General features: G+C 68.5%; 24 protein-coding genes and 2 pseudogenes. 12 read left to right on the forward strand and 14 right to left on the reverse strand.

Features of this window, described 5'->3' with window-relative positions; genetic code table 11:
• Window positions 1-84: 84 nt before the first annotated feature.
• Window positions 85-1,131 (reverse strand): zinc-dependent alcohol dehydrogenase family protein, encoded by a 1,047-nt coding sequence (locus tag IF67_RS0106050; RefSeq protein ID WP_030982883.1) that lies wholly within the window; start codon window positions 1,129-1,131, stop codon window positions 85-87.
• Window positions 1,132-1,367: 236 nt separating this feature from the next.
• Between IF67_RS0106050 and IF67_RS0106055 the strand changes: the two genes are divergently transcribed.
• On the forward strand, window positions 1,368-1,820 hold the full coding sequence (locus tag IF67_RS0106055; RefSeq protein WP_030982885.1) for an MBL fold metallo-hydrolase RNA specificity domain-containing protein: 453 nt from the start codon (window positions 1,368-1,370) through the stop codon (window positions 1,818-1,820).
• 82 nt (window positions 1,821-1,902) lie between these two features.
• Here IF67_RS0106055 and IF67_RS0106060 read toward each other — a convergent pair whose 3' ends face one another.
• Both IF67_RS0106060 and IF67_RS0106065 read right to left on the reverse strand, forming a co-directional pair.
• Window positions 1,903-2,772 carry a universal stress protein gene (locus tag IF67_RS0106060; RefSeq protein ID WP_030982887.1) on the reverse strand — a complete coding sequence of 290 codons (870 nt, stop codon included), beginning with the start codon at window positions 2,770-2,772 and terminating at the stop codon, window positions 1,903-1,905.
• A complete protein-coding gene (locus IF67_RS0106065; protein ID WP_030982889.1) occupies window positions 2,769-3,449 on the reverse strand; it encodes a CBS domain-containing protein in 681 nt (226 codons plus the stop codon). Before IF67_RS0106065 ends, IF67_RS0106060 begins: the two co-directional genes overlap by 4 nt.
• A gap of 230 nt (window positions 3,450-3,679) precedes the next feature.
• Between IF67_RS0106065 and IF67_RS0106070 the strand changes: the two genes are divergently transcribed.
• Window positions 3,680-4,672 carry an Acg family FMN-binding oxidoreductase gene (locus IF67_RS0106070; protein ID WP_051817637.1) on the forward strand — a complete coding sequence of 331 codons (993 nt, stop codon included), beginning with the start codon at window positions 3,680-3,682 and terminating at the stop codon, window positions 4,670-4,672.
• Window positions 4,673-4,961: 289 nt separating this feature from the next.
• On the opposite strand, the gene IF67_RS0106075 is transcribed toward IF67_RS0106070, so the two are convergent.
• From IF67_RS0106075 to IF67_RS38810, 4 genes are all read right to left on the reverse strand, one after another.
• A complete protein-coding gene (locus IF67_RS0106075) occupies window positions 4,962-5,795 on the reverse strand; it encodes a carbohydrate ABC transporter permease (protein WP_030982892.1) in 834 nt (277 codons plus the stop codon).
• Entirely contained in the window at window positions 5,792-6,709 is a 918-nt protein-coding gene (locus IF67_RS0106080) for a carbohydrate ABC transporter permease (RefSeq protein ID WP_037838855.1), read from the reverse strand. The genes IF67_RS0106075 and IF67_RS0106080 overlap by 4 nt, the downstream gene beginning before the upstream one ends.
• The gene (locus IF67_RS0106085) at window positions 6,706-7,977 is read right to left on the reverse strand and encodes an ABC transporter substrate-binding protein (RefSeq protein ID WP_199812685.1); all 1,272 of its coding nucleotides are present in this window, start codon (window positions 7,975-7,977) and stop codon (window positions 6,706-6,708) included. The genes IF67_RS0106080 and IF67_RS0106085 overlap by 4 nt, the downstream gene beginning before the upstream one ends.
• Window positions 7,978-8,255: 278 nt before the next feature.
• The gene (locus IF67_RS38810) at window positions 8,256-8,759 is read right to left on the reverse strand and encodes an ATP-binding protein (protein ID WP_078889289.1); all 504 of its coding nucleotides are present in this window, start codon (window positions 8,757-8,759) and stop codon (window positions 8,256-8,258) included.
• 488 nt (window positions 8,760-9,247) lie between these two features.
• Between IF67_RS38810 and IF67_RS0106095 the strand changes: the two genes are divergently transcribed.
• Window positions 9,248-10,345 carry a LacI family DNA-binding transcriptional regulator gene (locus tag IF67_RS0106095; RefSeq protein WP_234340989.1) on the forward strand — a complete coding sequence of 366 codons (1,098 nt, stop codon included), beginning with the start codon at window positions 9,248-9,250 and terminating at the stop codon, window positions 10,343-10,345.
• Between the two features lie 329 nt (window positions 10,346-10,674).
• Here the strand turns inward: IF67_RS0106095 and IF67_RS0106100 are convergent, their stop codons facing one another.
• Genes IF67_RS0106100 through IF67_RS0106120 form a run of 5 tightly spaced genes read right to left on the reverse strand, consistent with a single transcriptional unit; the run spans window position 10,675 to window position 16,698 of the window.
• Window positions 10,675-12,318: a glycoside hydrolase family 13 protein gene (locus IF67_RS0106100; protein WP_030982900.1), complete on the reverse strand. Its 1,644-nt coding sequence runs from the start codon at window positions 12,316-12,318 to the stop codon at window positions 10,675-10,677.
• Window positions 12,319-12,370: 52 nt separating this feature from the next.
• A complete protein-coding gene (locus tag IF67_RS0106105; RefSeq protein ID WP_030982901.1) occupies window positions 12,371-13,204 on the reverse strand; it encodes a carbohydrate ABC transporter permease in 834 nt (277 codons plus the stop codon).
• A complete protein-coding gene (locus IF67_RS0106110; RefSeq protein WP_030982903.1) occupies window positions 13,201-14,214 on the reverse strand; it encodes a carbohydrate ABC transporter permease in 1,014 nt (337 codons plus the stop codon). Before IF67_RS0106110 ends, IF67_RS0106105 begins: the two co-directional genes overlap by 4 nt.
• Before the next feature lie 8 nt (window positions 14,215-14,222).
• On the reverse strand, window positions 14,223-15,527 hold the full coding sequence (locus IF67_RS0106115) for an ABC transporter substrate-binding protein (RefSeq protein WP_051817639.1): 1,305 nt from the start codon (window positions 15,525-15,527) through the stop codon (window positions 14,223-14,225).
• Window positions 15,528-15,564: 37 nt separating this feature from the next.
• On the reverse strand, window positions 15,565-16,698 hold the full coding sequence (locus IF67_RS0106120) for an ABC transporter ATP-binding protein (RefSeq protein ID WP_030982907.1): 1,134 nt from the start codon (window positions 16,696-16,698) through the stop codon (window positions 15,565-15,567).
• A 341-nt stretch (window positions 16,699-17,039) separates the two neighbouring features.
• On the opposite strand from IF67_RS0106120, the gene IF67_RS0106125 reads away from it, so the two are divergent.
• On the forward strand, window positions 17,040-18,155 hold the full coding sequence (locus IF67_RS0106125) for a LacI family DNA-binding transcriptional regulator (protein ID WP_324608870.1): 1,116 nt from the start codon (window positions 17,040-17,042) through the stop codon (window positions 18,153-18,155).
• A gap of 310 nt (window positions 18,156-18,465) precedes the next feature.
• On the opposite strand, the gene IF67_RS0106130 is transcribed toward IF67_RS0106125, so the two are convergent.
• Window positions 18,466-19,326: a slipin family protein gene (locus IF67_RS0106130; RefSeq protein WP_030982911.1), complete on the reverse strand. Its 861-nt coding sequence runs from the start codon at window positions 19,324-19,326 to the stop codon at window positions 18,466-18,468.
• A 310-nt stretch (window positions 19,327-19,636) separates the two neighbouring features.
• Window positions 19,637-19,816: pseudogene (locus IF67_RS41160) on the reverse strand (adenosylcobinamide amidohydrolase); the annotation flags it as partial.
• Between the two features lie 652 nt (window positions 19,817-20,468).
• On the opposite strand from IF67_RS41160, the gene IF67_RS45680 reads away from it, so the two are divergent.
• From IF67_RS45680 to IF67_RS0106165, 8 genes and pseudogenes are all read left to right on the forward strand, one after another.
• Complete coding sequence (locus IF67_RS45680; RefSeq protein WP_199812686.1) at window positions 20,469-20,669, forward strand: fructose 1,6-bisphosphatase; 201 nt, start codon at window positions 20,469-20,471, stop codon at window positions 20,667-20,669.
• Window positions 20,669-20,974: a fructose 1,6-bisphosphatase gene (locus IF67_RS44140; RefSeq protein ID WP_199812687.1), complete on the forward strand. Its 306-nt coding sequence runs from the start codon at window positions 20,669-20,671 to the stop codon at window positions 20,972-20,974. The genes IF67_RS45680 and IF67_RS44140 overlap by 1 nt, the downstream gene beginning before the upstream one ends.
• A 53-nt stretch (window positions 20,975-21,027) precedes the next feature.
• A pseudogene (locus IF67_RS46150) lies at window positions 21,028-21,281 on the forward strand (fructose 1,6-bisphosphatase); the annotation flags it as partial.
• Window positions 21,278-21,478, forward strand: coding sequence for a hypothetical protein (locus IF67_RS44150; RefSeq protein WP_030982913.1), 201 nt, complete (start codon window positions 21,278-21,280; stop codon window positions 21,476-21,478). The pseudogene IF67_RS46150 and the gene IF67_RS44150, both read left to right, overlap by 4 nt.
• A gap of 256 nt (window positions 21,479-21,734) precedes the next feature.
• Window positions 21,735-22,064 carry a hypothetical protein gene (locus tag IF67_RS0106150; RefSeq protein WP_030982914.1) on the forward strand — a complete coding sequence of 110 codons (330 nt, stop codon included), beginning with the start codon at window positions 21,735-21,737 and terminating at the stop codon, window positions 22,062-22,064.
• The gene (locus IF67_RS40180; protein ID WP_051817641.1) at window positions 22,061-23,149 is read left to right on the forward strand and encodes a WXG100 family type VII secretion target; all 1,089 of its coding nucleotides are present in this window, start codon (window positions 22,061-22,063) and stop codon (window positions 23,147-23,149) included. The genes IF67_RS0106150 and IF67_RS40180 overlap by 4 nt, the downstream gene beginning before the upstream one ends.
• The gene (locus IF67_RS0106160) at window positions 23,146-24,510 is read left to right on the forward strand and encodes a hypothetical protein (protein ID WP_158713038.1); all 1,365 of its coding nucleotides are present in this window, start codon (window positions 23,146-23,148) and stop codon (window positions 24,508-24,510) included. Before IF67_RS40180 ends, IF67_RS0106160 begins: the two co-directional genes overlap by 4 nt.
• Before the next feature lie 161 nt (window positions 24,511-24,671).
• On the forward strand, window positions 24,672-25,964 hold the full coding sequence (locus tag IF67_RS0106165) for a hypothetical protein (protein ID WP_158713039.1): 1,293 nt from the start codon (window positions 24,672-24,674) through the stop codon (window positions 25,962-25,964).
• The last annotated feature ends 4 nt before the right edge of the window (window positions 25,965-25,968 follow it).

A 25,968-nucleotide genomic window follows, 5' to 3' on the forward strand; every position in this document is an offset into this window, starting at 1 on the left:
GTACACATCCCTTCGTCGAGCGGTGTCAGCGGTGTCAGCGGCGTTCCGGCCGTGGGGTTCGCCCAGGGGCCGCGGCCGGGCCCGTCATGGGGCGGGCCTGTTCAGGACGACCTTGAGCGTGCCGCTGTCGGCCGGGTCGGAGAAGATGTCGTAGGCCTCTTCCATACGGTCGAGGGGGAAGGTGTGGGTAACCAGTGACGACAGGTCGAGCCGTCCAGCTGACGCCATCCGCAGCAGCACGGGGGTCGTGCAGGTGTCCACGAGCCCGGTCGTGATCGTCACGTCCCTGATCCACAGATCTTCGAGGTGCAGCATCGCCGGCTTGCCGTGGACGCCGATATTGGCGACATGGCCGCCGGAGCGTACGACGCGGGTGCACAGCTCGAAGCTCTCCGCCACCCCTACCGCCTCGATGGCGACATCGGCGCCGAACCCGTCGGTGAGGTCCGAAATCAGGTCTTCGGGCGCCTCCGAGGCCTCTACGATCGCGTCCGCTCCCAGCCGGCGAGCCGCCTGTAGACGGGACTCGGCCAGGTCGACGGCGATGATCCGGGCGGGGGTGAGGAGCCGCGCCGTGACGATGGCAGCCAGCCCTATGGGTCCCGCACCGATCACGGCGACGGTGTCTCCCGGCCGGACGGCTCCGTTCAAGACCCCCACCTCATAAGCCGTGGGGAAGATGTCGGCCAGCATGACCGCGTCGTTGCTCGCCACGGAATGCGGCAGTGGATGGACGGAGAGGTCGGCGAACGGGACACGTACGTACTCGGCCTGGGCCCCGTCGATCAGGTGCCCGAGAATCCAGCCGCCGCCTCCCCGGCACTGGCCGTACCGCGCCTCCTTGCAGAAGCGGCAGCGCCCGCAGGCACAGATGCACGACACCAGCACCCGGTCACCGGGGCGGACGCTCCGTACGTCATCGCCGATCTCCACGATCTCGCCGACGGCCTCGTGCCCCAGCACCGTACCTGGCGCCACGTCGGGCACATCCCCTTTGAGAATGTGCAGGTCCGTACCGCAGATGGTGACGGCGTCGACGCGGACGACGGCGTCGCCCGCATCCTTGATGCCAGGATTCGGGACCTGGTCCCAGGAGGACTGTCCGGGCCCGTGATAGACGAGTGCCTTCATGATGCGCATCTCCATGCACGAGACAGGTGAGTTGCCTTCATGCCCAGCCTCGGGCGGAGCGCATGCCCGGCGCATGGGCCGGTCGGCCCCCACGCGGGGTGCATCGGCCCCATCTGCCCAGCCGCCGAGCGGGTGACCGTTGAAGGCGATGCACCGTGCCCTCAGCGGCAGGAGGTTTCGCCATGGATGCCGCTGCCCCGCCACCCGTTGCTCCGCCCCCTCGGTTGCGACCGGCATTGCTGACGTTTCTCGGCGGGGTCGGCACGGTCACGGGCAGCAAATTCCTCGTCGAGAGCGACCACGCCCGGGTACTGGTGGAGGCCACCGGCGGCCGCGTCCTGCACCACCTGCGTAAACGACTGCCGGATCCGCGCAATGCCGTGGTGATCGTCGGGTTCGCGGCCCAGGGGACCCGCTCCCGGGACCTGGTCGACGGGGCACGCGCCCTGAAGATGTTCGGCGAGTACGTACCGGTGCGCGCCGAAGTCGCCGACGTGCCGCACTTCTCCGCCCACGCCGACCGGCGGCAGCTTCTGGACTGGCTGCGTACAGCATCACCGCCGCGGGTCACCTATCTCGTGCACGGCGAGCCCGACGCGGCGGCCGCCCTCAGGGACCGCATCGACGACGCGTTGGGATGGACCGCAGTAGTTCCCCGTTCCGGAGAGCACGTACTGGTACGTGGATGAGTATCCGACGCTGTCCACAAGGCGAATAGGCCCCACACGCCAGCGCATCCCCCCTGGAACCGCAGCGTGCAGTGCCAGGGGATCAGTCGTGGGGGACGATCGCTACCGGACACGGGGCGTGGTGCACTGCTGCCTGTACGACGTGGCCGATGCGAGGGGGCAACAGACGGCCCCGGTGCCGACGGCCGACAATCAGCAATTCTGCGTTCGGGGTGCCGTGCAGAAGTGCCGGCGCCGGACTCTCCAATATCACCTGCTCGTCGACGTGCACGTCCGGGAACTTCGCCCTCCACGGGCGCAATGCCGCAGCCAACTCGTCCCGTGCGATCTGAGCCGATTCCTCGGCAGCGGTCCGGTCCACGCCTCCGCCGCGGTTGTAGGCGTAAGCAGACAGGTGTCTGCCGTGTACGGCGCGCAGCATGACGGCCCGACGGCCGGCGGTTTCGAACGCGAACGCCAGCAGCCCGTCGCAGGCGGCGTGCAGACTGACGCCGACCGTCACATTGCCGCTTCCGATACGGGCCGGGGTGTCCTGCTGGGCACGGACAAGAACCGTCGGGACGGCGGTGCGGGTCACCAGTTCCAGACCGATCTCGCCCAGGGTGAAGCGCGCGGCGGCGCCCAGACCTCGCGAGCCGAGAACCAGCAGGTCCGACTGTTCAGCCGCCTGGGCCAGGGCGTCGAACGGGTCTCCGCGCACCAGGCTCACGTCCACAGGAAGGTCCGGGTGGGACGACGTCACTGCTGCCTGAGCCTCATCGGTGATCCGGTGCGGCCAGTAGTTCTCTTCCGCTTCCTCAGACGCTGCGCCGGCTGGCTCCGGGCCGAGCAGGATCCAGGCGTGCAGAAGCCGCAGCCGCGCCTTGCGCAGCTCCGCCTCCCGCGCCGCCCACAGCGCCGCGGACAGGGACTGGAGAGTGCCGTCCAGACCGACCGTGATGACGTCCTTCATGAGTGTGCTCCGCTCCCTTCTGCCGAGCCGGCGGCCATGGCCGGCTTCAGGTCTTCGGAGACCGAGACGACGCCATCGACGCTGGCGCACATGCGTACGAGAACGGGGGTGAGGAGAGGCTCATCCACGGAGCCGTGCAGTGCCACCTGCCCTTGAATGACGTCGGCGGTCACGCCCGCTGCGCCGAGACGGGCGGTGCGCCCGATGACCTCCCGTGAGATCTCCTCCTGGATCGCCTTGTCCTGGCGGAGGAAGACGCGCAGCAGATCGCTGCGGCTGACGATGCCCAGCAGCATCTCCGTCTCATTGACTACCGGCAGACGCTTCACGTTCTGCACCTCCATCAGCCGTGCCGCCTCCACCACGGTCCATTCCGGATGAGCGCAGACCGCCGGAGCGGACATGAGTTCGCCGGCGGTGCGGCCCTCGGCCCGGGCCCGCTGCCACGCCTCGAGGTGGGGCAACGGCGTCCTGCCGGAGAGATCGGACTGGTCAGCCGCCTTCCGCAGCAGATCGGCCTCCGAGACGATCCCGGCCGGCCTGCCGAGGCTGTCGAGTACCGGTACGGCACTCACCGCGTTGTCGGCGAGGATCTGCGCGACGTCCTTGAACGGCGTATCGAGCTGAACGCTCACGACCTGCCTCGACATGAGCTCACCTATCGTGCGGTGCTCCATCTCCGGCTCCTTTCACCGTGGCGGACGACGCGCATGGCCCCCACCTCTCCAGCGTGGCCGGAGCAGGGGCTCTCCCGGCATGAGCCACTCGGCCCCATCGGCCGACCGGCAGGCCCGAAAGGCCCGAGTGGCCTGAGGCGAGGGACCTATGGCCCCTGACGCGTCCGGAGCGGCCCCACCACGCTGAAGAGGCCCACCGATCCACCGTCCGCCCCGTCCGGGAGGCCCCCGTGTTCACCCAGACCCTCGACGACACGCTGGTGAAGACCCTCGTCGCGGACGCCGTCACCGCGCCGTCCATGCACAACGCCCAGCCCTGGCACTTCAGCTACGCACGCGGCAGCCGTACGTTCACCCTCTCCGCCGACCTCGAGCGCGCGATGCCGCACGCCGACCCCACGACCCGAGGCCTGCACCTGGGCTGCGGAGCCGCCCTGCTGAACCTGCGAGTGGCTGCAACTCACGTCGGCCATCGCACATCAACGACCCTCTTCCCTGACCCGCACGCCCCGGCGCTGCTGGCCGCCATGCGGCTGGACGACCCTCATGCGTACCTGGACGAGTCCCTACCCGGCCTCCATCCCGCCATCCGCAACCGCCACACCAGCCGCTCCCCCTTCACGGAACGCCAGATCCCGGAAAACGTCCGCGCCGTGCTCTCCGAAGCCGCGGCCAGTGAAGGGGCACAGCTGAGCTTCCTCACCACCCCGCACCGCGAGACCGTGCTGGACCTGATCATGCATGCCGAGGGCTACAACCGGATGGACGAGGGCCGCGACGCCGAACAGCGCCGCTGGACCCACGACGCCGCTGCCGAACCAGCCGTCGACGACGGCATCCCGGACTACGCCTTCGGACCCCGGAAACGCACCGGCTCGACGCCCGTCAGGGATTTCGCCGGCCGGGGCACCGTGCCCGACCGCGCCTACGCCGACTTCGAGAAACGCCCCCAACTGGCAGTGCTCAGCACCATGGGCGACACCCCGGCCGACTGGCTACGCGCCGGCCAGGCATTGGAGCGTGTCCTGCTCCTGGCCACCCTCCAGGGGCTTGCCAGCTCCTTCGCGACGCAGCCTGTCGAATGGCCGGACCTGCGATGGATCCTGCGCGACCCGCAGTCCGGCACCGGCTATGTGCACATGATCCTCCGTCTGGGGTACGGGCCACGGGGGCCCAGCACCCCGCGACGATCGGTGGATCAGGTGTTGACCATCAAGCCGTGACTGCCGGAGGGCCCAGCGCGTCCATACGTTGTCCACAGCGGGTCGGGCCTGTCCGGGTGCCCAGCGGATCACCGTCGCCGCGGCGCTTTGGCGCGGCGACAAGCGCGACAAGGCGCCGCGAGCCAAGGCCCCTCGGGCCTGCCGACCGCCACAGACCGCGCCGAGCACCTCGCAGAGAATTGCTCTCCGTCGCGGGCCTGCTCGCCATCAGGTCCATCAGCTCAGACCTCGGGGACTGCACGGCTTCGTCCTCCTGTTCGCTTCTTGCGTCCACGACCTTGCAGCTTGGTCAGCCCTTGACCGCCCCGGCCGTGAGTCCGGAAATGACGCGTCGCTGGGAGAGCGCCACGAAGACGAGGACCGGGATGGTGATCACCACGGCCGCGGCGCTGATCGAACCGGTGGGCTGTTGGAACACCGAGCTGCCTGTGAAGAACGCGATGGCGGCGGGAACGGTTTGGGCGCGGGTGGTGGCGGTCAGCGAGATGGCGAAGAGGAAGTCGTTCCACGCGAGGATGAAGACGAGGACGGACGTGGCGACGATTCCGGGGACCGCCAGTGGGGCGATCACGAGGCGGAGCACCTGGACGGCGGTGGCGCCGTCGACCTTCGCGGCTTCCTCCAGGTCTTGGGGGATCTCGCGGAAGAATGCCGAGAGCGTGTAGATCGCGAGGGGCAGCGAGAAGGTCATGTAAGGGAGGACCAGTCCCGGCCAGGTGTCGAAGAGCCCGAGCAGCCGCTCGACATTGAACAACGGCGAGACCAGCGAGATCTGAGGGAACATCGCCACCAGGAGCGAGGACCCGAGGAGCAGCCGTTTGCCGGCGAAGCGCAGTCTCGCCACGGCGTATGCGGCCATGCTGCCCAGCGCGACCGCGATCACGGTGGTGATCAGTGCGATGCCGATCGAGTTGATGAGCGCGCGAGTGAATGCGGCGGTCGCGAAGATGCCGCGGTAATTGGCGAGCGACCACTTCGTCGGGATGAACGAGCCGTCCGAGAGCGTGCTCGGGTCCTTGAAGGAGAGCGAGACCAGCCACCCCACCGGGGTCAGCGCGTAGAGCAGGACGACGAGGTTCGCGGCGCTCCAACCGACGATGCGGCCACGTCCGGCGGCAGTCATCGACGTGATGCCTCCGTGCCGGGTGCGGCGCTGCCGAAGAGCGCAAGGGAGGCGAAGACGATGAGTGCGACACAGAGGAAGACGAGCACCGAGATCGCCGCCCCGATGCCGAGGTTGAGCGCCGTGAAGAGATTGTCGTAGCCGAGGGTCGACACCGAGCCTGTGCGGTTCGCGCCCGATGTCAGTACGTAGATGTTGTCGAAGATCCGGAAGGTGTCCAAGGTGCGGAACAACAGGGCCACCAAGATGGCCGGCTTCAGCAGCGGAAGCGTGATCATGAAGAAGCGCTGCCAGGCGGTGGCACCGTCGACCAGGGCGGCCCGCAGCAAGTCCTCCGGCACCAGGGCGAGCCCGGTCAGCAACAGCAAGGCCACGAACGGGGTGGTCTTCCACACCTCCGCCAGGATGATCAGCGCAAGGGACTGCCAGTGGTCGGTCAGTGGCGCGCTGCCTGCCGGCAGCAGATTGGCCAGATACCCGGTGCCGGGGGTCCAGGCGTACTGCCATGAGAACGCCGCGACCACGGTGACGATGCCGTACGGGATCAGGGCCAGGGTGCGCACCGCGTTGCGGCCCACGAGCGTTCGGTACATGACCAGAGCCAGCAGCATGCCCAGGACAAGCTCGACCGAGACGGAGACGAAGGTGACCAGAGCGGTCACCGACAGGGCCTGCCACCAGAAGGGGGAGGAGAGCACCGCCGCGTAATTACTGAGACCGACGAAGTGTGCCAGCGCCGGGAACCGCAGGTCGTAGCGTTGCAGCGACAGGTACACGGCATAGCCGACGGGATAGGCCGCCACGCTGAGCATGACGAGTACCGCGGGGGCGCACAGGAGCCAGGCCAGCCGCTCCTCCTGCCGGGCTCTCACCGAGCGTCCGCCCCGGGGGTGCCCCTGCCGGGGGCCGCTCACGGGATCAGCCCCCTGGAATGCAGGGCGTCGGAGATCTGGGACCTCAGACGGCGGACCGCACTGGACGGGTTGATGGCGGCCGGGGGTGAGAGAGTGTGGGAGATCGCGATCGAGACGTTCTGGTAGAAGGGCGTCTGCGGTCGCAGACCGGCCGACTCCAGGGCGGTCAGTACCTCGGCGGCGAACGGAAATCCGGCGACGACCGCCGGGTCGTGGTACAGACTGCGCAACGAGGGGGGCAGACCGCCCTTGACCGCGGCGATCTTCTGGTTCGAGCGACTGCGCAGGCAGAGCGCCGCCTGGAAGGCGGCTTGCGGGTGCGGCGAAAAGGAGCTGACGGCAAGGTCGCTGCCGCCGATCGTCGGATGGGCGGGCCGTCCCGGGGACACCCTCGGGTAGGGCGCCCACCTGAACCGCCGGAACAGCGACGGGTTGTCGGCCTTCATCGCCGGATACACATAGGGCCAGTTGAGCTCGAAGGCGGCGGTGCCGTTCTCCATGGCGAGCCGGTTGTGATCCTCCAGCTGGTTGGCGAGGGATGGATCGGCTGCGGGGGAGGTCGCGAGGTCGTGCATGATGCGGACGGCGGTCAGCGCCGCGGCGCCGAGAGCAGGCGCATTCGCGCTGGGTGTGAGCACGGAGCCGCCGGCACTTGTCACCAGCGTGTTGAACCACACGGTCAGACCCTCGTACTGGGCTCCCTGGACCTCCACGTAGTGGGGTTTGTGCTGCTGCGCGAGGCGGTGGGCCATCGCGAGCATCTGCGCCCACGTCGCCGGAGGCTTGCGCACCAGGTCCGTGCGGTACCACAGTAACTGGACGTTGGAGCTGGCCGGTACGGCGTACAGCTTGCCCCGCCAGGTCCCGGTGCGCACCGCGGCCGGCAGGGTGTCCTGGACGGCCTGCCGCCGCGCCCTGCCGGACCACGGCAGCACCCACCCGGCTTCGGCGAACTCCGGTGCCCACGTCACGTCGAGGCCGAGGATGTCCAGCGCGGAGTCGTGTGCGGCCAGTCTGCGCACCAGCTGCGCGCGCTGGCCGTCGGCAGTGCGTGGCAGCTCGTGGTAGGCGATCACATAGCGGCCGTGGGACGCCCGGCTGCAGTTGGCAGCGGTCTGCCGGAGTGCGCCGGAGACGTCGGGGAAGGTGTGCCAGTTGATCACGGTCCGGCCCGATGACGTAGGTTCGCCGCACCCGGCCGACGCGGCTGCCAGCAGGAGCGCCACCGTGACGGTCCGCAGCCGGAAACCGCGCACGGTACGCCCCATCGACGCCGCCTCCTCAGCCCGACAAGTCGATACCGCATAGAAGTTGGATTTATTTCCTGTGCAAGGTAGGCAGCGCCGGGGTGGTCGGCAAGCACGCTCGCCGCGTGTCCTGGGGTGTGACGCAAACGGCCCACGTCCGGGGCCGGGCCCGGTGGGGCCACGCCGCATCCGGCCCGGGTGAACGTTGCCGCCTGGTGAGGGTGAGGTGAACTCGCCGGCTGCGGAAGGGGGTTGAGTGTCCCCGGGCGACCTACGGTCCAGGGGCGCAAGGACGTGCTTCAGCCGTCATGGGAGGTCTCGCTCACGCGAGCGTGCTCGACGGCCAGTGTTGCCTCGACGCGCCGGCCGCTGTCGCGTCGCAGGGTCTCCACCCGGGTCGCCAGCAGCCCGACGATGTCCATGCCGCGGCCGTGTTCGTCCGGATCGTCATCACGGGGAGGTTTCCGGTGGGAACAGGGCCTTCCGTGGTCGTCAACGACGATGCGAAGCAGGCCGTGGTCGAGCGCGAGGTGCAGGGTCATCTCGCTGCATCCATGCCGTGCCGCATTGGCGGCCAGTTCTCCGACGACAAGTACCGCAGCGTCCAGGTCCTCGTCGGACAGGCGCCACTGGGTGATCACCGCGGAGGCGTAATGGCGGACGCTGCCCACCCATGCCTCCTCGGCGGGCAGAGCGACCGTCGCGCGCCGCTGGGGCTGTGGGGCGGCGCCCGCACAGGGGATGCGGCCGGGGCGGGCGGCCGGACGCGGGACGGTGTGCGGGGGCGGGGTGAGGGTGAGCATGGCGTCGTGCCTAGTCGTTGGATGCGGGTTTGGACGGTAGGCCGTTGCGGCTGCGGGCCTCGCCTCTTCTCTGGTGGTGACAGCGATTGCTGTCAACGTTTTCAGAGGTGCACTTCGGTCTTCTTCACATCCAGATTGCGACCGGATGTGAAGCAAGTCAAGACAACGCTGCCAAAACTTTTTCCAGTGGCGCTCGACCAGATACCTGGGCACATTTATGCAGGTCAGAGCGTCTACCCTGCATTCTCTTCGCCATAAGAAACTTTGGCCGATGGAGCTGCTGGAGGTCAGCACAAGACAGCGCTATCACAGCTGCTGTGCGATGTCGGCAAACCCACTACCCCTGCTCGATCGCCGCGAGTGAGCAGGCTCTCCCCTTGTGTCACCGATCGGGATCATTCGCGGGCCGGACTCGCCGCGCGGGGCGGGAGGCCCCTGAGCAGCACTTGCGGCCCTTCGGCAGGTGGGGGCGTGCTAGTTTTTGGACCATGGTGGGAGAGCAGCGTCAGGCCACGATGGCGGACGTCGCGCGTGAGGCCGGGGTCTCCGTCTCGACGGTCTCGCGGGCTCTCCGCGGGGTGGCGACGGTGTCTCCGGAAGCGCGCAGCCGCGTGGAACGGGCGGCCAAGGAACTGTCGTTCTCCCTCTCCCGCAGCGCGTCGAGCCTCGTGACGGGCAAGACGCGTCGGGTCGCGGTCCTGATGCCCGGCCTCCAGCGGGCTCCCTGGTTTCTCGGCACTGCTCTCACCGCCATGGCGGAAGTGCTGGGCGAGGCTGAATTGGACTTGCTGGTCTATGTCGTCAACAACAAGTCGGAGCGGGCAGCGTTCTTCGACCGGCTCCCGGCCCGGCGAAATGCCGACGCCTTGATGGTCATCTCCTTCATCCTCACCGCGGAGGAGCGGGAGCGGCTCGATGACCTTGGTGTCCCGGTTGTGTTCGTCAGTCAGCACACGGCCGGGCGGGCCAGCGTCTACATCGATGACGCTGAGGGTGCCCACAAAGGCATACAACATCTGCTCAACCTCGGGCACCGGCGCATCGCCCACATGCAGTCGGCCGTCGTGGAATCCTTCTCCTGGAGCGCGCACGACCGGCTGGCCGGCTACCGCCAGGCGCTCGAAGAGGCCGGATTGCCTTATGACGACGCTCTTGTGATGAGTACCGAATACAGCCGTCAGGGCATCCGCGAGGGGGTCGGCTCCCTGCTGAGCCTGCCGCAAATGCCCACCGCCGTCTTCGTGGAAACCGACGAGATGGCCTTTGAGGTGCTCAGCATCCTGCGTTCCTGCGGCATCGATGTGCCCGGTCGGATGTCCGTCCTCGGCTTCGACGACCACTCGCTCGCCGAAGCCCTCAACCTGTCGACCGTTGCCCAGTCACCCTGGCGCACGGGACATATCGCCGCCGAGCTCGTCTCGTCCATCCTCGCGGACCCGAGCAGCGACCCCACCCCGCATGTGGTGCTGCCCACCCACCTCGTCCCCCGCGGGTCCACTGCCCCGCCGCCTCGGGCCGAGCAAGGGGAGGCCGCGGCGGCGGCTTTGCAGGCACCGCCGTCGGCGGCTTCTGCGGGCAACTCATGAGCTGATCACGGAGTGCTGAGCCGGGGACCCCGATTGCCGGAAGTGGCCGGTGAACAGTGTGTGTTGGCGTCCCTGATGCTGCGATGGTGCCACCACGGCGGGCCGCACTGACTCGCACCGGGTGGGAGCCCTCGGCAGGCCATCGGGGGCGAACGCCACCGAATGCACAGGCTCGGTGGAGCCGGTGAGGGTGTGCCGGGGCAACGGCGGGGCGGCCGCCGGCAGCGGCGTCTACTGCTCCCGCCGCCGGCCCCGCCCCGTCGATCCCGGTCTGCCATATTCCGGCTCCCGCCGCGGGGCGAATGCCGTTGGAAGAGGGCGTCGGCCCGCTACATCGCGAGCCACACCGCGTGGTCCGGGGCCAGCCGGCCGTTCTCGACCGTGCCGCTCGCCAGCAGCACCGCATCGTGCGTGGGCAGCTCGTACGGCTCCGATGAGAGGTTGACGATGCAGCCGAAGCCCGGCTCGCGGCGGTAGGCGAGCACACCGGCCGGGGCGTCGAGCCAGGTCAGGTCGCCCTCGCCAAGTGCGGGGTGGTCCCGACGCAGGTGCAGGGCGCGCCGGTAGAGCTCCAGCATCGAGGCCGGGTCTCCGGTTTGCGCCGCGACGCTGAGGTCCTTCCAGTGCGCGGGCTGCGGCAGCCAGGGCTCGCCGCTGGCGCCCGTGGGGCTGAAGCCGTACGGCGCGCTGTGCCCGGACCACGGGATCGGCACTCGGCAGCCGTCACGTCCGGCGTCGGTGTGGCCGGAGCGTTCCCAGATGGGGTCCTGCAGCACTTCCTCGGGGAGGTCTTCGACCTCCGCCAGCCCCAGCTCCTCGCCCTGGTAGACGTAGGCGCCGCCGGGGAGGGAAAGCATCAGCAGGGCGGCTGCGCGGGCCCGCCGGACACCGAGTTCGAGGTCGAGGGGGCCTTCGGGCCGGTAGGGCTTGTTGGCGACCCACTTCTTGGCCACCGTGCGGCCGAAGCGGCTGGGGTGGCGTACTACGTCGTGGTTGGAGAGCACCCAGGTGGCGGGGGCGCCGACGGAGCCGAGCGTGCCGAGCGAGCGGTCGATGACCTCACGCAACGCGGTGGCGTCCCAACTCGTCATCAAAAAGTCGAAGTTGAAGGCGGTGTGCAGTCCCTCCGGCCGTACGTAGGCAGCGAGCCGGTCGGGGGTGTCGGCCCAGGCTTCGGCGACGAACGACCGCTCGCCGGGGAACTCGTCGGCCACCCGGCGCCATGCGCGGTAGATGGCGTGCACTTCGTCGCGGTTCCAGTACGGGTGGTCCGCCTGCTCGCCGGCCCCCGGGGCGCCCGGTCCGCTGCGGGTCGGCAGGTCGGGCAGTCCGGGGTCCTTGACCAGACCGTGTGCCACATCGATACGGAAGCCGTCGACGCCGCGGCTGAACCAGAACCGCAGCACATCCTCGAACTCTGCCTGGACCTCGGCGTGTGCCCAGTTGAGGTCCGGCTGCTCGGGGGCGAACAGATGCAGGTACCACTGCCCGTCGGGCAGCCGTGTCCAGGCCGGACCGCCGAAGACGGACTGCCAGTTGTTGGGCGGCTCGGCCCCGTCGGGCCCGCGCCCGTCGCGGAAGTGGTAGCGCGCCCTCTCCGGGCTGCCGGGCCCAGCAGCCAGCGCCGCCTTGAACCAGGCGTGCTGGTCGGAGGTGTGGTTGGGCACGATGTCGGGGATGACGCGGATGCCGTGCTGGTGCGCCTCCTCGATCAGCGCCTCGGCGTCGGCCAGGGTGCCGAAGAGCGGGTCGATCTCGCGGTAGTCCGCCACGTCGTAACCGTGGTCGGCCATCGGCGACTTGTACCACGGGTTGATCCAGATGGCGTCGATCCCGAGCGACTTCAGATAGGGCAGCCGGGAGCGGATGCCGGCGATGTCACCGACTCCGTCACCGTTCCCGTCGGCGAAGCTGCGGACGTAGACCTGGTAGATGACGGCGCTGCGCCACCACGGTGCGGGGTTGCTGGGCATACTGCTGAGTGCTCCTCGGTGCTCTGGGGATATCGGTGTGCGGTGGGCGGGACTACTTCGCCGCACCGGCGGTGAGGCCGGCGACGATCCGGCGCTGGAAGAGCAGCACCATGATCACGAGCGGGATGGTGACGAGTACGCCCGCCGCCATCTGGCTGCCGAACGGGGTCTCGAACTGGCTCGCTCCGGAGAATTTGGAGATGGCCACGGGAGCGGTCTGCATCTCCGCCTTGTTCGTCATCGTCAGGGCGATGAGGAATTCGTTCCAGGCCGCGATGAAGGTGATGATCGCGGTGGTGAACATGCCCGGTGCGGCCAGCGGGATGATGATCTTGCGGAAGGCCTGGCCGCGGGTGCAGCCGTCGACCATGGCGGCGTGCTCCAGTTCCTGGGGCATCTGCCGGAAGAACGCGGTCAGGTTCCACACCGCGAGCGGCAGCGTGAAGGACATGCTGGGCACGATCATTGCCTGATAGCTGTTGATCCAGCCGAAGTCGACGAACATCTTCAGCAGCGGGACCACGATCGACACCACGGGGAACATGGAGGTGGCGATGATCAGGGTGAGCACCAGCCGCTTGAGCCGGAACTCCAGCCGGGCCATGGCGTAGGCGGTGAAGGTGGCCAGCACCAGCGCCACGGCGGTGGTGACGCCGGCCACCACGATGCTGTTGAGCAGCGCCCTGGTGAAGGATTCGGACGGGTCGAGGACCGCGAGGTAGTTCTCGAACGAAAGGCGGGTGGGAAAGGGCGAGTTGGCGAAGATGTCGGAGGTCCGTCGCAGGCTGGACACCAGCATCCAGTAGAACGGTGCCAGGCAGTAGGCGACGACCGCGGCGACTCCCGCGTACAGCAGCCACTTGCGCAGTTTCGGGGAGAGCGTCATGCCGCCACCTCCGTGCGACGGCGCGAGCGCCACCGGCGGCGCCGGGGAGCCGAGCCGTCGTCACCGACGACATCGGCGCCCAGCAGCCGGACGAAGGCCAGCGCGATCAGGAAGACATAGACGAAGAGGATCACCGCATAGGCCGCAGCAGGACCGAAGCGCACGTTCGCCGCCTGGTCCTGGGCGAGCATGGACAGCGTCTCTACCGAGGTCTTCTGCGCGCCGATGAGGATGTACGGCAGGTCGAACATCCGCAGCGCATCGAGCGTCCGGAACAGGACGGCCACCAGTAGTGCGGGCTTCACCAGCGGCAGGGTGATGTTCCAGAACTGGCGCAGCGCGCCCGCCCCGTCGATCCTGGCGGCCTCGTACACCTCTTTGCTGATCACCTGCAGGCCCGCCAGGACGAGCAGACCGATGAACGGTGCGGTCTTCCACACGTCAGCGATGATGACCGCGAGCTTGGCGTGGAAGCCCTCGGTGGTCCACAGAATGTGCTGCCCGGTAAGGGCGTTGGCCACGCCGTTGCTGTTGAAGATCCAGCGCCAGAGCAGACCGCTCACCGCGGTGGGGATGGCCCACGGCACCAGGATGCTGGCCCGCACCAGAGCCCGTCCCTGGAAGGCGCGGTGCATGATCAGTGCCATGGCTATGCCGATGACCGTCTCCAGCACGACCGTGGTGACGGTCAGGAACGTGGTGTTCCAGAAGGCGTTCCAGAAGCGGGCGCCGGCCGCACCGAAGATCGCGCCGAAATTCTGCAACCCGACGAACGGGTCGGTCTCGTTGACGAATCCGGTCTTCGGGTTGAGGCCGGGGGTGCCGTAGAGCGAGTCCTTCAGCGCCACGATCGTCGGGTAGAGGACCACGATCGTCAGCACCAGCAGCGTCGGGGAGACCAGTAGGGCCGCGAGCCGGGCTGATCCGGAGGTGGCCCGCGGCCGGCGCCGTGGGGGCTTCGCCGGTATGGACAGCGCGCGTGGCGCGGCCGGGTTCTGCGTTGTCGTCATGGTGCTCCTCACTCCCCTGCAGACTGCTGCCGGAGGGTCTGCTGAAGGTCCTTGAGGGCCTGGGCGCTGCTCGTGCTGCCGGTCAGGGCCGCGTAGGCCTGCTGCTGGATCGCGGCAGTGACATCGCCGTACCGGAAGACCCGTGGCCGCGGTACGGCGTGCAGGATCGACTGCCTGAGGGTGGGGAGGTACGGATACTGCTTGGCCAGCTTCGGGTCCTTGTAGAGCGCGTGATAGGTCGGCGCGCCCGGTGCGCGGGACAGGGTGAAGCGCTGGATTTCCTGGCTGGCGAGGAACTTCATGAAGTCGATTGCGGTCGCCTTGTGCTCCGCCGACGCCGACAGGGCGGCGTTGTGGCCGCCCAGGCTGGAGGCGCCGGGGCCGTTCAGGCCGGGCAGCGGCGCGGCACGGAACCGGTCCGCGACCTTGCTGGAGCCGTCCTTCTTGGCCATCAGAGGGTAGGCGTAGGGCCAGTTCCGCAGGAAGACCAGCTTCCCGTTCTGGAAGACGCGGCGACCGTCCTCCTCCTGGTAGGTGACGGCGTCCTTCGGGATGGTGCCGTCCTTGAAGGACTTGGCCAGGAAGTCCAGGCCCCGCTTCGCCTGCGGGGTGTCCAGGTGCGGTGTGCCCTTGGCGTCGGTGACGACACCACCCGCGGAGTTCACGGCCTCGGCAAAGTTGACGGTCAGGCCCTCGTACTTCTGGAACTGCCCGGCGTAACAGGACATCCCCCGTGCCTCGGGCAGCTTCTTCACCTTGGCGCAGTCCGCCTTCATTTCCGCCCAGGTGGCCGGCGGTTTTGCGATACCGGCTTTCTTGAGCAGGTCGGTGCGGTAGTAGAGCATGCCGCCGTCCGAGCTCATCGGCAGGGCGTACAGCCCACCGCGGTACTTCCCGGTCTCGACGATCGGCTTGAGCATCTGCCGCAGCGGGAACTGCGCTTCGGGCAGCCGGTCGATCCAGCGGTGCGCGGCGAACTCCGAGGTCCACACGGCATCGAGCGCCAGTACCGTATAGGCATCGGACTTCGTCTGCGCGTTCTGGATCATCTGCTGGCGCTGGGCGTCGGGGTCCGTGGGCAGCTGGACGAAGGTGACCTTCTCCTTGGGGTGCCGCTTGTTCCAGCGGTCGAGTACCGCCTGGACGGACCCGGAGGCGTCCTTGCCGGCGACATAGGTGATGGGGCCGCGCCCCTCGAGCGTGGGCCGGCTGCCGGCCTTGGCGGCCCCGTTCGGGCCGCAGGCGGCGAGGGCGGCGAGCCCCGCGAAGGCCGCGCCCGCGCTGTGCAGCGCTCTGATGGTTCTGATCTTCACTGTCTCTCCTGGTGGTGCGAACCGGGGCGGTGGCCGGTCACTCGCTGGGAAACCGCTCGCCGGTTGCGGCCGAGAAGAAGTACGCGCCGTTGGGCCGGAGGCGCAGGGTGATCTGTTCGCCCTTCCGCGGTGGGGTCCGTGGGTCGACCCTGGCGACGACGTCGGCCCCGGTGCCGGTGGTGATGCTGTCGATGTCCCTGCCGCTGTCGTTGTCGCCCTGGAGAGTTCCGTGGGCGTACGCCTCGGCGCCGAGTTCCTCCACCATCGACACCGCCATCTCAAGGCCCGGCTCGCCCGGCGCGACGGTCTCCAGCGCCTCGGGCCGGAAGCCCACCACGACGCGGTCGCTGCCCTCGGCCGCGACCGCGGTGAGCACGCGGCGGGGCAACTGCATCCGGCCGCCGCCGAGTTGAACGCCGTCGTCGGCTATCCGGGTCTCCTTGAGGTTCATGGTCGGCGAGCCGATGAACGAGGCCACGAACACATTGGCGGGCTCGTCGTAGAGGGTGCGCGGGGCGGCGCACTGCTGGAGCGTTCCGTCCTTCAGCACGGCGACGCGGTCGCCCATGGTCATCGCCTCGACCTGGTCGTGCGTGACGTAGACGGTGGTGACGCCCAGCCGGCGCTGGAGGGCGGCGATCTGGGTCCGGGTCTGGGTGCGCAGCTTGGCGTCCAGGTTGGACAGCGGCTCGTCCATCAGGAACACCTGCGGTTCCCGCACGATGGCGCGGCCCATCGCGACCCGCTGCCGCTGCCCGCCGGAGAGCGCCTTCGGCCTGCGCTGGAGGTAAGGCTCCAGGTCGAGGATCCTGGCCGCTTCCTGCACCCGGCGGCGGATCTCGTCCTTCGGAGTGCCGGCGACCTTCAGGGCGAACCCCATGTTGTCGGCGACGCTCATATGCGGGTAGAGCGCGTAGTTCTGGAACACCATGGCGATGTCCCGGTCCTTGGGCGGCAGGGAGGTCACATCCCGGTCTCCGATGCGGATCACACCGTCGTCCACGTCCTCCAGACCGGCCAGCATGCGCAGGCTCGTGGACTTGCCGCACCCGGACGGGCCGACCAGGACCAGGAACTCGCCGTCGGCGATGTCCAGATGGAGTGCGTCGACCGCGGGCCGGTCGGCACCCGGATAGCACCGGGTGACCTTCTCAAAACTCACTGTGGTCATGCGGGAGCTCATCCCTTCCCGGCAGCGGCCGCCGGATGGCATGGACAGGGGTGTGTAAACGTTCCTGACTGCGCTGTCTCGATCACGGGTAAGAGAATGCCCAGGTCAACGCACTGGAGGATCACTCCGGGCGACTACTGGCGGCATCGACTGACAGCGCTTTCAAGCTAAGAGCGCCCTCAAGGGAAGTCAATGCGTTACGTGCAGGTAATGCGCCGGCCATTCAGCTGTACTGTGCAGCCTCTATGTAGGAAAAAGCCTGATATCGAGCGACGGCCGCACCAGTGACAGCGCTGTCATCCATGGCCTGGAACTCGTGCTCACCGTGCTACCGTCCGTGCATGTCACCAGCTCAACGGCATCCCACGATGGCCGATGTCGCCGAACGCGCCGGCGTCTCCGCCTCCACCGTCTCGCGCACCCTGCGCGGCTACGCCTCCGTCTCGGCCGAGGTCCGGGACAGGGTCGAGCGCGCGGCCCGCGACCTGAACTTCGCCATCTCGCGGCAGGCGGCCAGCCTGGTCACCGGCAAGACCGGGGTGGTGGCCGTGCTGGTCCCGATACTCAAGTCCTGGTTCGTCGGCTCGGCGCTGGAAGGGCTCGGGCTGGCGCTGCGCGCGGCGGGCCTGGAGCTGGTGGTCTATTACGTACCCGACATGGCCGAGCGGACCGACTTCTTCGAGCGCCTTCCCGCACGGCGGAACGCCGATGCGCTGCTGGTGTTCTCCTTCGACCTCACCGAGGAGGAGAGCGCCCGTCTGGACGATCTGCAGATGCCGGTCATATATGTCAGCCAACACGCCGAGGACCGGCCGAGCGTGTACGTCGACGATGCGGCCGGGGCGTGCGGCGGGACCCGGCATCTGCTCAACCTCGGACACCGCCGGGTCGCCTTCCTACGGGCGATCGGGGCCAGCGGGTTCAGCTTCAGTTCCAATGAACGGCTGACCGGCTACCGGCAGGCGCTCACCGAGGCGGGCATCCCTCTGGACGACGAGCTGGTGGTCGGCGCCGTCCTGGGCCAGGACCGCACGGTAGTGGAGGCGGTCGGCAAGTTGCTCAGCCTGCGACATCCGCCCACCGCGCTCTTCGTCGAGCAGGACGAGCTCGCTGTCGCGGTCCTGTGGACCCTGCGCAAAAGCGGCTTCGACGTCCCTGAGCGGCTGTCCGTGCTCGGCTTTGACGACCACGACATCGCCCGCTGGGCCGGGTTGTCCACGATCGCGCAGTCGCCCACTGCGATCGGCCGTGCCGCCGGCGAGCTGGCCCGTGCGCTCATCGAGACGCCGGACGCCGACCGGGAACGGCACATCGTCCTGCCCACGCACCTGATCCCCCGGGCCAGTACCGCCCCGCTCATGCCGCCGTCCCCGGCGCCCGAAGATGGTCAGGAGGCGGCGCCCTCGGCCGGGCTCCACGGCCGCGACCGGGTCCTGACCGGCGAGGGCCGGCAGTAGGCGGCGAGGTGGTCGCGGAGGTCGAGGGTGACCGCTCCACCTCGGGCGGGCGCGGGAACGCCGAAGTCCTCCCAGGCGGTGGGGTGCTGTTGGTGGTGCAGGATCGGGTGTTCGGTGGCTCCGATACCGGGCACTCTGCCGAACCCGGGGGTTTGGTCGCGCCGTGGAGCTGTGCGGTCCGCTGTCGTGTACCTGGATACCGATCGCCATGCGCATGGGCTTTGATCCCGCTACCCCCGCGGGGGCAGCCGCACGTTCACGCGACTTCCTGGTGAGTTCAGCTCCCGGCTTGCGGCTCGCCGGGGAACGGTCATCCGATGCTGCCTGTCCCGTTCGGTGCCGTGCTGGGGAGTTTCTTGATGAGGTCGGCGGGTACGGCGGTGGGCTCGGCTGCCTCGGCCGCCCCCTTTTCCCTGGCGAGGAAGGAGCCGAGTTCGCCGATGGTGCTCATGAGCGGGGCCGGGAAGACGACGGTGGAGTTCTTGTCCACGCCGATCTCCACCAGGCTCTGAAGATTGCGCAGTTGCAGAGCCAGCGGGTGCTGCATCATCGTGTCCGAAGCATCGCCGAGCGCAGCTGCGGCGAGCGACTCGCCCTGTGCGCTGATGACCTTGGCTCGCTTCTCCCGCTCCGCCTCGGCCTGCCGGGCCATGGCCCGCTTCATGGTCTCCGGCAACTGGATGTCCTTCAGCTCCACCAGGGTGACCTCGACGCCCCATTCAGTGGTCGTGCCGTCGAGAATCTCGCGGATGTCGAGGTTGATGCGGTCGGTCTCCGAGAGGGTTTCGTCCAGTGAGTGCTTGCCGACGACCTTGCGGAGCGTGGTCTGCGCAATCTGGTTGATAGCCGTGTCGACGTTCTCGATGGCGATCACCGATTTGACCGCGTCGACGACCCTGAAGTAGGCGACGGCCGAGACATCGACGCTGACGTTGTCCTGGGTGATGATGCCCTGAGACTGGATCGGCTGTGTGACGATACGCAGCGAGACCCGGTGCAGCGCGTCGACGAACGGGATGATCAACCGCAATCCCGGGTCACGTGTGCCGACGAGTTTGCCGAACCGGAACAGGACCCCTCTCTCGTACTGCCTGACCACCTTGATGGCCATGGCCAGAATTATCACTGCCAGGACGACGGCGATGATCAGGACAAGGATCAGAAGTCCCATGTGACGCTCCTCCATAAGGCCCCGCGATCGCGGCGGTGACCTGCGGTGCACCGGTGTGACAGCCAGCGGGGCTCCTCTCTCCCAGTGACTCTCTCCCAGTGACCATGCTGGGCAGGCCGGGAGCACGGCTGAGCTGTAGGCGGTGCCTCGCGTCCAGCATCACGCGCATCGCCGAGGAATGCAGGGGCCGAACGGCCCCCGCGACGGCCCATCCGGCGGCCGGCTGGCCCACGGGGGCGACCGCAGCGATGCGTTCCCGGAGACGGTGGGCGGTAGGGGGGCGTAACCGAGTTGGCGTCCCAACCTCGTCTCCCGGCCCTGCGGTACGAGCGGCGATGCACACGGCATCGGTCGGCGTGCGCGAGCAGTCGTACCCCGCATCGAGCAGCGCCTGGACCTTGGCCTCGGTGGCGGTAGCGACCGCGTTGAACGCCGCTGAGTCGGAAAGCGGCACAGGCAGTGCGACGATGATGTTGATCGTGCCCGGCTCACAAGTCATGGGCTTGCCCTGAGCCGGCGAGGCAGCCCCAGATCCTGTAGATCAGCCTGCTCACGCACGGCCTGACCGTCGTTGCGCTCGGCACCGAGCCCGTCGCCCCGGACGCGGTGCGCCACTGCCCCGCTTCCCGAGGGAGGCGTGCTGGGCGCCGGCCTCCGGCCGCGCATACTGCCTCCCGGCAAACCATGATGTGCGTGCCTGGTCCTCGACCGACCCGACTCGGCGTCGCCTTCGGTTCCCGAGCTCGCCCACTCGGCCGCCCCTTGGCCGGGTGGGGCGATGCATTCACCCCGGTTCGCGCCGGACGGGCCTGCTGCTGCGCTACGGGAAGCCGCGGACCGCTTTTGACGGCGCTCCCGGCGCCGCCCCCCGTGCGGATTGACGCCTGGCTGGTCACCGATGAACAGTCGGAACTGCGCTCGGCGCTGCGCCGACTCGATCACTCGTGTCGTCGGCGCCGCTGACGGACCGGTTGCCTGGCCGCCGCAACCGGCAGCCACTGCCATCGGCGAAGGGAACGCCTTTCCACGGCTCACACCTGGCGCTCGGCGTTGCCCCAGAGTCCCGGCCCGTTTGGCCGTTGCGCCGGGGCGCGAACACCGCTGAACGTGGAGGAGAGAGCCGATCGCGGAAAAGGTCGGCCGTGCTGACGCTGCGCATCATCAAAGCTGACACGGGCGGATGTGCCGGGCACTCGGCGGTGCACCCGGACATGATCGACCTCGCCCGGCGGGCCCTGGACGAAGCGCGCACCGGTGAGCTGCTCCTCGACGGTATGGTGCCCACCGGCAGGGACGACCTGCCCTGCCCATGCCGCACACGTACGGCGCAGCTGCTCAGCTGATGCATGAGTTCGCCGGGGACCTCTTCACCCCCACCACTGCCCTGGCGAAGGACCTCTCTCTGTACGGAGCCGGTGAGGACCTGCTGTCAGAGGCGTACTCCGGAGATCTGCGCGGAATGGGCCCGGGCTATGCGGAGCTGGACTTCGAAGAGCGGCCCTCAGAGCCGGTGATCTGCTTCCTCACCGACAAGACCGAGCCGGGCGCGTGGAACCTGGCCCTGTACAAGATGCAGAAGCGGATCTTCTTCGACTGCCCAGGTGACCTGTACGACCTGCTGATGTACATCGGCGCTCCGGCGCGCTAGGTGATCCACAGCGTGCGGTCCAAGGCGCTGGGCGAGGTCCGGCGACGAGCACCCAGCGGCAATCGCTGATCGCGGGGAAGCACGTGGGCAAGGTCGACCCGGTGATGATGGTGCGCTGCCAGTCCGGCTTCCCACGGTGGGCGAGGTGCTGGAGCCGTTCGCCTTCCCATATGTGGTGGCTGGGTACATGCGCGGCTCGCACTACGCACCACTGATGCCGGTGAGGGTGGACGCGGCTCATCCCTGGCGAGCGCCACCACACAGGGCGGGGCCACCGGGACATGCTCGACGATCCGGCGTTCGATGACACGGCGCCGCCAGGCGAACGCTGGCCATGTCCCCTTCGAGCTGCACCGGCTGCCGCTGGAGGGCCTTGAGTGCACCACGAAGCCCGGTATCGAGGCGCGGCTCGCCGACCGCCGGCAGCCCATCGTCGGCAGCCTGGAACCGATCCAGTGGGAACGCTGGGTGCCCGGGCCGGGGGGCAAGCGCATCCCCAATTGATCCGGACCTCCGCAGGCCACCGCGCGCTTCGCTGCTGCTGGGCTACCACTCCCGGTACGACCGGAGTCAATCCTGCCTTGCCGCTCAACTCCCCTCCGTATAAAGAACCCAACAAGAACGCGACAAGAAAGGTTCCGGCCACCCTTTTGATGATCCTCTCTCCTTAAGCTCGATCGGTGCGACGGTTCCTCAGCGTCATGAGGGAACTAAAGCAGCGTCATGCCGTCGGTCGTTTCGGGAACAGTAAGGGGGGCTCATGTCCAAAAATGAGTCGTTAGTGGATGTGGCGGCTCTCGCTAGCCTGTCGAAGAGCTTCGGGAGCCACGGGTCGGACCTGGAGAGCTATATCAAGGAATTCCAGGGGAAGACCGACGCCGAGGTCATTCATGACGGATTCGGCGTTCTCACCGAATCCGAGGAGGTCACCTCGGCATATATCGAGATGTCCGCCGACATGGTGGAGACGCTGAGCGAGCTGCGCAAGCACCTCGACCAGATCAGTGAGGGGCTGCGCCAGGTCCAGCAGAACGCCACGGCGACGGACGAGTCCCTGTCGACCGGCTTCGACCAGGGGCGTCACGCATGAGCGGTGACGAGTCCGTAGCGGAACAGGTCTTCGAGGCCGGCCTGGAGATCATCAACCCCGGCGGCGATCCGGACACCCTCCGCTCGGCCGCCAAGGGCTGGCGGGACCTCCACGACAACCTCCAGAGCATGTTCCAGGCGCTGGACCGCGATGTCCAGCGGACCCTGGATTCCGGGTGGCGGGGCCCGGCGGCCGACTCCTTCGCGGAGCACTGGAAAAACCTCAACGCAGGGATGGACAAGACCCTGCCGCAGTTGCCGCAGGCCGCAAAAGGCCTCGACGACGCGGCGGACGCCATCGAGGAGATAAACGACGAGATCCACAAGATCTACCTGGAGATCGGTATCTCCATTGGCATCTCGGTCGGCCTGTCATTCATGACGATGGGTTTCTCGGCGGCCGCGGGGGCCGCCCGAGCCGCCCAGCTCGCCACGAAGGCCGCCAAGCTCGCGAAAACCCTGGGCACCCTTCTGGCGAAGGTCGGCAGACTCTTCAAGGGGATCCAGCAGCTGGCAAAACACCGATTTTTGAAGAACGTCCTGGTGAACTGGGCCAGCAACACCGGCGGTACCGTCATCACCAACGTTGCCACCGGACAGGAAACCAACCTGTGGGACGCGACGTGGCAAGGCGGGCTCTCGGCCCTGGCCGGTACCGGCCCTGGGCTCGCCGCCGCCCGCAAAATAGGCGGCAATGCGGGCACACTGGGCAGCGACGTCGTGGGCGGCGCCGTGGGAAGCGTGACCGGCGGGTTCGCCGTCGACGTGGCGAAGAACTACGACAACGATCCGTCGAACGACGTCTCACCGGGCGACATGGTCTGGGACGGAATGGTCAACGGGGCCGGCGGCGCCGCGGGAGGTGCCGCCGTACACGGTGCGAACACACAGCTGCCACCCGGCCGGGAGAGCCCGCACTTCGCGATTGAGGGTATTGCCCAGGGGGGCGCCTATGGTGGCGTCGGAGCCGTCGGCTACGAACTGCACCAGGCCATGTTTCCCCCCGGGGGGGACGAGACGGAGAGCAAGGCCGCCGCCGCGCCACAGGGCCCGAAGAAGGGGTCGGTAAAGGACGTTTTCGGGTGAGAGAGCGGGACCTTGGAACCGCTGCGGCGCCGGTCCTGGCATGGGCCGGTGCCGCAGCGTTCCTGAGCTGTCTGCTGGTGCGGAAAGTCGCGCCGTATCCGCGCTGGGATCTGCTGGCCTGTCTGGGCTTCTCCGCAGTGGCGTTCCTGGCGTGGTGGCTGCGGGCGACCGGACGGTGGCGTTCCCGGCTGGGAAGGGACGTACCTCCGGCGCTCGGGCTGAGGGCGGGCCGACGGTGGTGGCCATCGATGCGCAATCTGCACGCGGCACTCGCGGGCTTCATCCTGTTCATCCCTTTTGCGCTGCTGATTTTCTCGGCATCGGACAACACTCCCCAACTGGCCGCCATCGCCCGCCACCACTACCGCTTCGCCCCCGTCACGATCATGAAGATCCATCACTCGTACCGGAATCAGTCCAAGACCGGCACGACGTACAGATCCCTTGTCACCGTCGAGGCACCGGGAGACGGCACGCACGGCAAAGCACTGCGCCTGAAAGGAACGGTGACCACATCCGACCGGCTGACAACCGGTCACCGGCTGACGGGTGGACTCTACGCCCCGGACGCCCCGTCCCTGGGAATCATCCTGACCAGCCGTCTGCAGCTCGCCTCCCTCCTGGGAGGCCCGACTTCACCGGGCGAGATGGGGGGTCTGGCACTTTTCAGCATCGTCCCCCTCGCCGTCTTCCTCATCAGCGCAAAGGACAAGTCGGAACCGATGACTCCCGAGTCTGTGCTCGGCGACGCACGAGTGCGCAGGCTGCGCGTCCATATCGCGGGTGCGGCTGCCGGGCAATGCCGCACGGCACCCGATCCCAAGAAGCCCTCCCAAGGCCCCCGGACCGCGCTGTCCCCCGCCCTGCGCCTCTCGTCCCCCGAAGGCAGCTGTGACCTGTACATCGACCGGTGCCTCGACCCGCAAGCCCTTGCCGCAGCCCTCGAAGGGCGGGCCGGGTGGCTTTACTGGGCACCGAAGGCGGAGGATCCGCCGGACTGGTGCGTCGAGGCCCTGCTCGTCCTCGACGACGACCGGTATGTCTACGGGGTGACTCCCCTGGGAAGTGCTGCGGACGCTCGTCAGGGCGAGCCGGTGGACCTGCCCCTCCCGGATGCCCGCCCGTTGCGCGCGGTGGGGCCGTATGCGCTGTGGCAGCCGGCCGTGCACGGACCGGGAATGTACGGCTTCGGGCTCGGCTTCCTCGCCGTATGCCTGATCGTCGCGGGGGTCGGATACGGCGCAGGACCAGTGTTCGGCATGTGCTTCACCGCCGCTGTGGGAGGGCCGGTGGCGGGACTTCTGCTGATTCAGCGTCGGCGCACGGTCTTCCTGCGGCGGTTGGCGGGCGAGCCCGGCTGAGGCGGCGGAACGGGCCTCCGGCCCACGGCAACCACGGTGTCAAAGGTGACCAAGATGAAGGACCTATTCGGGTGAGGGAACGAGATCGCGCTGTGGCGGCAGCTGCCGCGGTGGCATGGGCGGGCGCTGCCGCGTTTGTGGTTTGCCTGGGGGTGCGCAAGGTGGCCCCGTATCCCCGCTGGGACCTGCTGGCCTGTCTGGCAGTGTCGGCGGGAGCGGTCCTGGCGTGGTGGCTGCGGGCGAGCGGACGACTGGTAGACACGGAGCGTGTGGCGGCGGCCTTGGGACAGTCCGCCCCGGCGGGGCGGCGTCGGACCAGGTGGTGGCCCGAGAGCCGGTTCCAGCTTGTCCTGCTCGCCTTGGTGGCGCTGACGCTGCCGCTCGTCATGCTGTTCCTCTCGACGAAGGCGAGCACGCCGCAGCTGGCCGCGATCACCACCCACAGCCCGCGCATCGCGGAGGTGACCATCACTCAGGTTCACCACTCCGTCCTGAAGACCGGCAAGAGCTCCAGCCATTACGAGTCCGAGGTCACGGCGACCGCCCTGGGCGGAGGCCGGGCCGGGAAAGGGACGCTGCGGCTCGAGGGCACTCTGAAGACCCCTGAGCCGCCGCACCCGGGCGACCGGTCCCCGGGCCTGTACGCTCCGGACGATCCCGCTGCCTGGGTCATCATGGACAGCCGCGCCGAGCTGCGCTCGCTTCTCGGCGGGCCCCCCGGGCCACAGGAGCTCATGGTGCTGGGGGTCTGCGCCTTCTTCACTCTGGCCGGCGCCGCAGGGGCCCTCCGTACCCATGCCGCCGCGCGCGCCACAGCGGGCGTATTCGGCGCCGGTGAAACCCGGATGCTTAGGGTCCGCATCGCTGGCGCCGGTGCGGGTGACCGGCTCTGGCGCCCCACCACCCTCGATGGTGCCAGGCGACCCACGCCGCTCCTGACGTCCTCGCTGCGTCTCGCCTCGTCGAGCGGAGACCGTGATCTGCTGCTCGAACGGTGCCTCGATCCCGTCCCGCTCGCAGCGGCTCTCAGGGGAAGTCAGGGTCGGCTGTACTGGATGCCCAGGGCGGGAGACCGGCCCGAATGGTCCGCCCCCGCCCTGCTCGTTCTGGATGACGGCCGGTACGTACGGGGAGCGACCCCCCTCGGCACGTCCCTGGACGCCGCGTCGGGTGAACCGGTTGCCGGTCCCCGTCCCGTCCCGGAACCGTCCCGCCCGGCACTCCCGTACGCGGTGTGGCAGCCACAGGTACACACACCGGGCGCAATCTGCTTCGGTGCCGCCTTCCTCGCTGTGGTGCTGCTGGTGTCGGGGGGCGGATACGGCGGCGGGGCGCTGCGCACCACATGCCTCCTGGCCGCCGCGGCCGGGCCGCTCGTGGGGGTGCTGGCGATCGGGCATCGGCGTACGCGCTATTTGCGCCAGTTGATGCAGAAGACACGGCAGCGGGTATGACGGA

This window comes from Streptomyces sp. NRRL S-1813, assembly GCF_000719605.1.
In the GTDB taxonomy this organism is placed as follows: domain Bacteria; phylum Actinomycetota; class Actinomycetes; order Streptomycetales; family Streptomycetaceae; genus Streptomyces; species Streptomyces decoyicus.

Bases quoted from the DNA above. Each gene is read 5' to 3' on its own strand.
- IF67_RS0106050 (WP_030982883.1), bottom strand. From the start codon at position 1,131: ATGAAGGCACTCGTCTATCACGGGCCCGGACAGTCCTCCTGGGACCAG.
- IF67_RS0106060 (WP_030982887.1), bottom strand. From the start codon at position 2,772: ATGAAGGACGTCATCACGGTCGGTCTGGACGGCACTCTCCAGTCCCTG.
- IF67_RS0106065 (WP_030982889.1), bottom strand. From the start codon at position 3,449: ATGGAGCACCGCACGATAGGTGAGCTCATGTCGAGGCAGGTCGTGAGC.
- IF67_RS0106075 (WP_030982892.1), bottom strand. From the start codon at position 5,795: ATGACTGCCGCCGGACGTGGCCGCATCGTCGGTTGGAGCGCCGCGAAC.
- IF67_RS0106085 (WP_199812685.1), bottom strand. From the start codon at position 7,977: ATGGGGCGTACCGTGCGCGGTTTCCGGCTGCGGACCGTCACGGTGGCG.
- IF67_RS38810 (WP_078889289.1), bottom strand. From the start codon at position 8,759: ATGCTCACCCTCACCCCGCCCCCGCACACCGTCCCGCGTCCGGCCGCC.
- IF67_RS0106095 (WP_234340989.1), top strand. From the start codon at position 9,248: ATGGTGGGAGAGCAGCGTCAGGCCACGATGGCGGACGTCGCGCGTGAG.
- IF67_RS0106100 (WP_030982900.1), bottom strand. From the start codon at position 12,318: ATGCCCAGCAACCCCGCACCGTGGTGGCGCAGCGCCGTCATCTACCAG.
- IF67_RS0106105 (WP_030982901.1), bottom strand. From the start codon at position 13,204: ATGACGCTCTCCCCGAAACTGCGCAAGTGGCTGCTGTACGCGGGAGTC.
- IF67_RS0106110 (WP_030982903.1), bottom strand. From the start codon at position 14,214: ATGACGACAACGCAGAACCCGGCCGCGCCACGCGCGCTGTCCATACCG.
- IF67_RS0106120 (WP_030982907.1), bottom strand. From the start codon at position 16,698: ATGACCACAGTGAGTTTTGAGAAGGTCACCCGGTGCTATCCGGGTGCC.
- IF67_RS0106125 (WP_324608870.1), top strand. From the start codon at position 17,040: ATGTCACCAGCTCAACGGCATCCCACGATGGCCGATGTCGCCGAACGC.
- IF67_RS0106130 (WP_030982911.1), bottom strand. From the start codon at position 19,326: ATGGGACTTCTGATCCTTGTCCTGATCATCGCCGTCGTCCTGGCAGTG.
- IF67_RS44140 (WP_199812687.1), top strand. From the start codon at position 20,669: ATGCATGAGTTCGCCGGGGACCTCTTCACCCCCACCACTGCCCTGGCG.
- IF67_RS44150 (WP_030982913.1), top strand. From the start codon at position 21,278: ATGACACGGCGCCGCCAGGCGAACGCTGGCCATGTCCCCTTCGAGCTG.
- IF67_RS0106150 (WP_030982914.1), top strand. From the start codon at position 21,735: ATGTCCAAAAATGAGTCGTTAGTGGATGTGGCGGCTCTCGCTAGCCTG.
- IF67_RS40180 (WP_051817641.1), top strand. From the start codon at position 22,061: ATGAGCGGTGACGAGTCCGTAGCGGAACAGGTCTTCGAGGCCGGCCTG.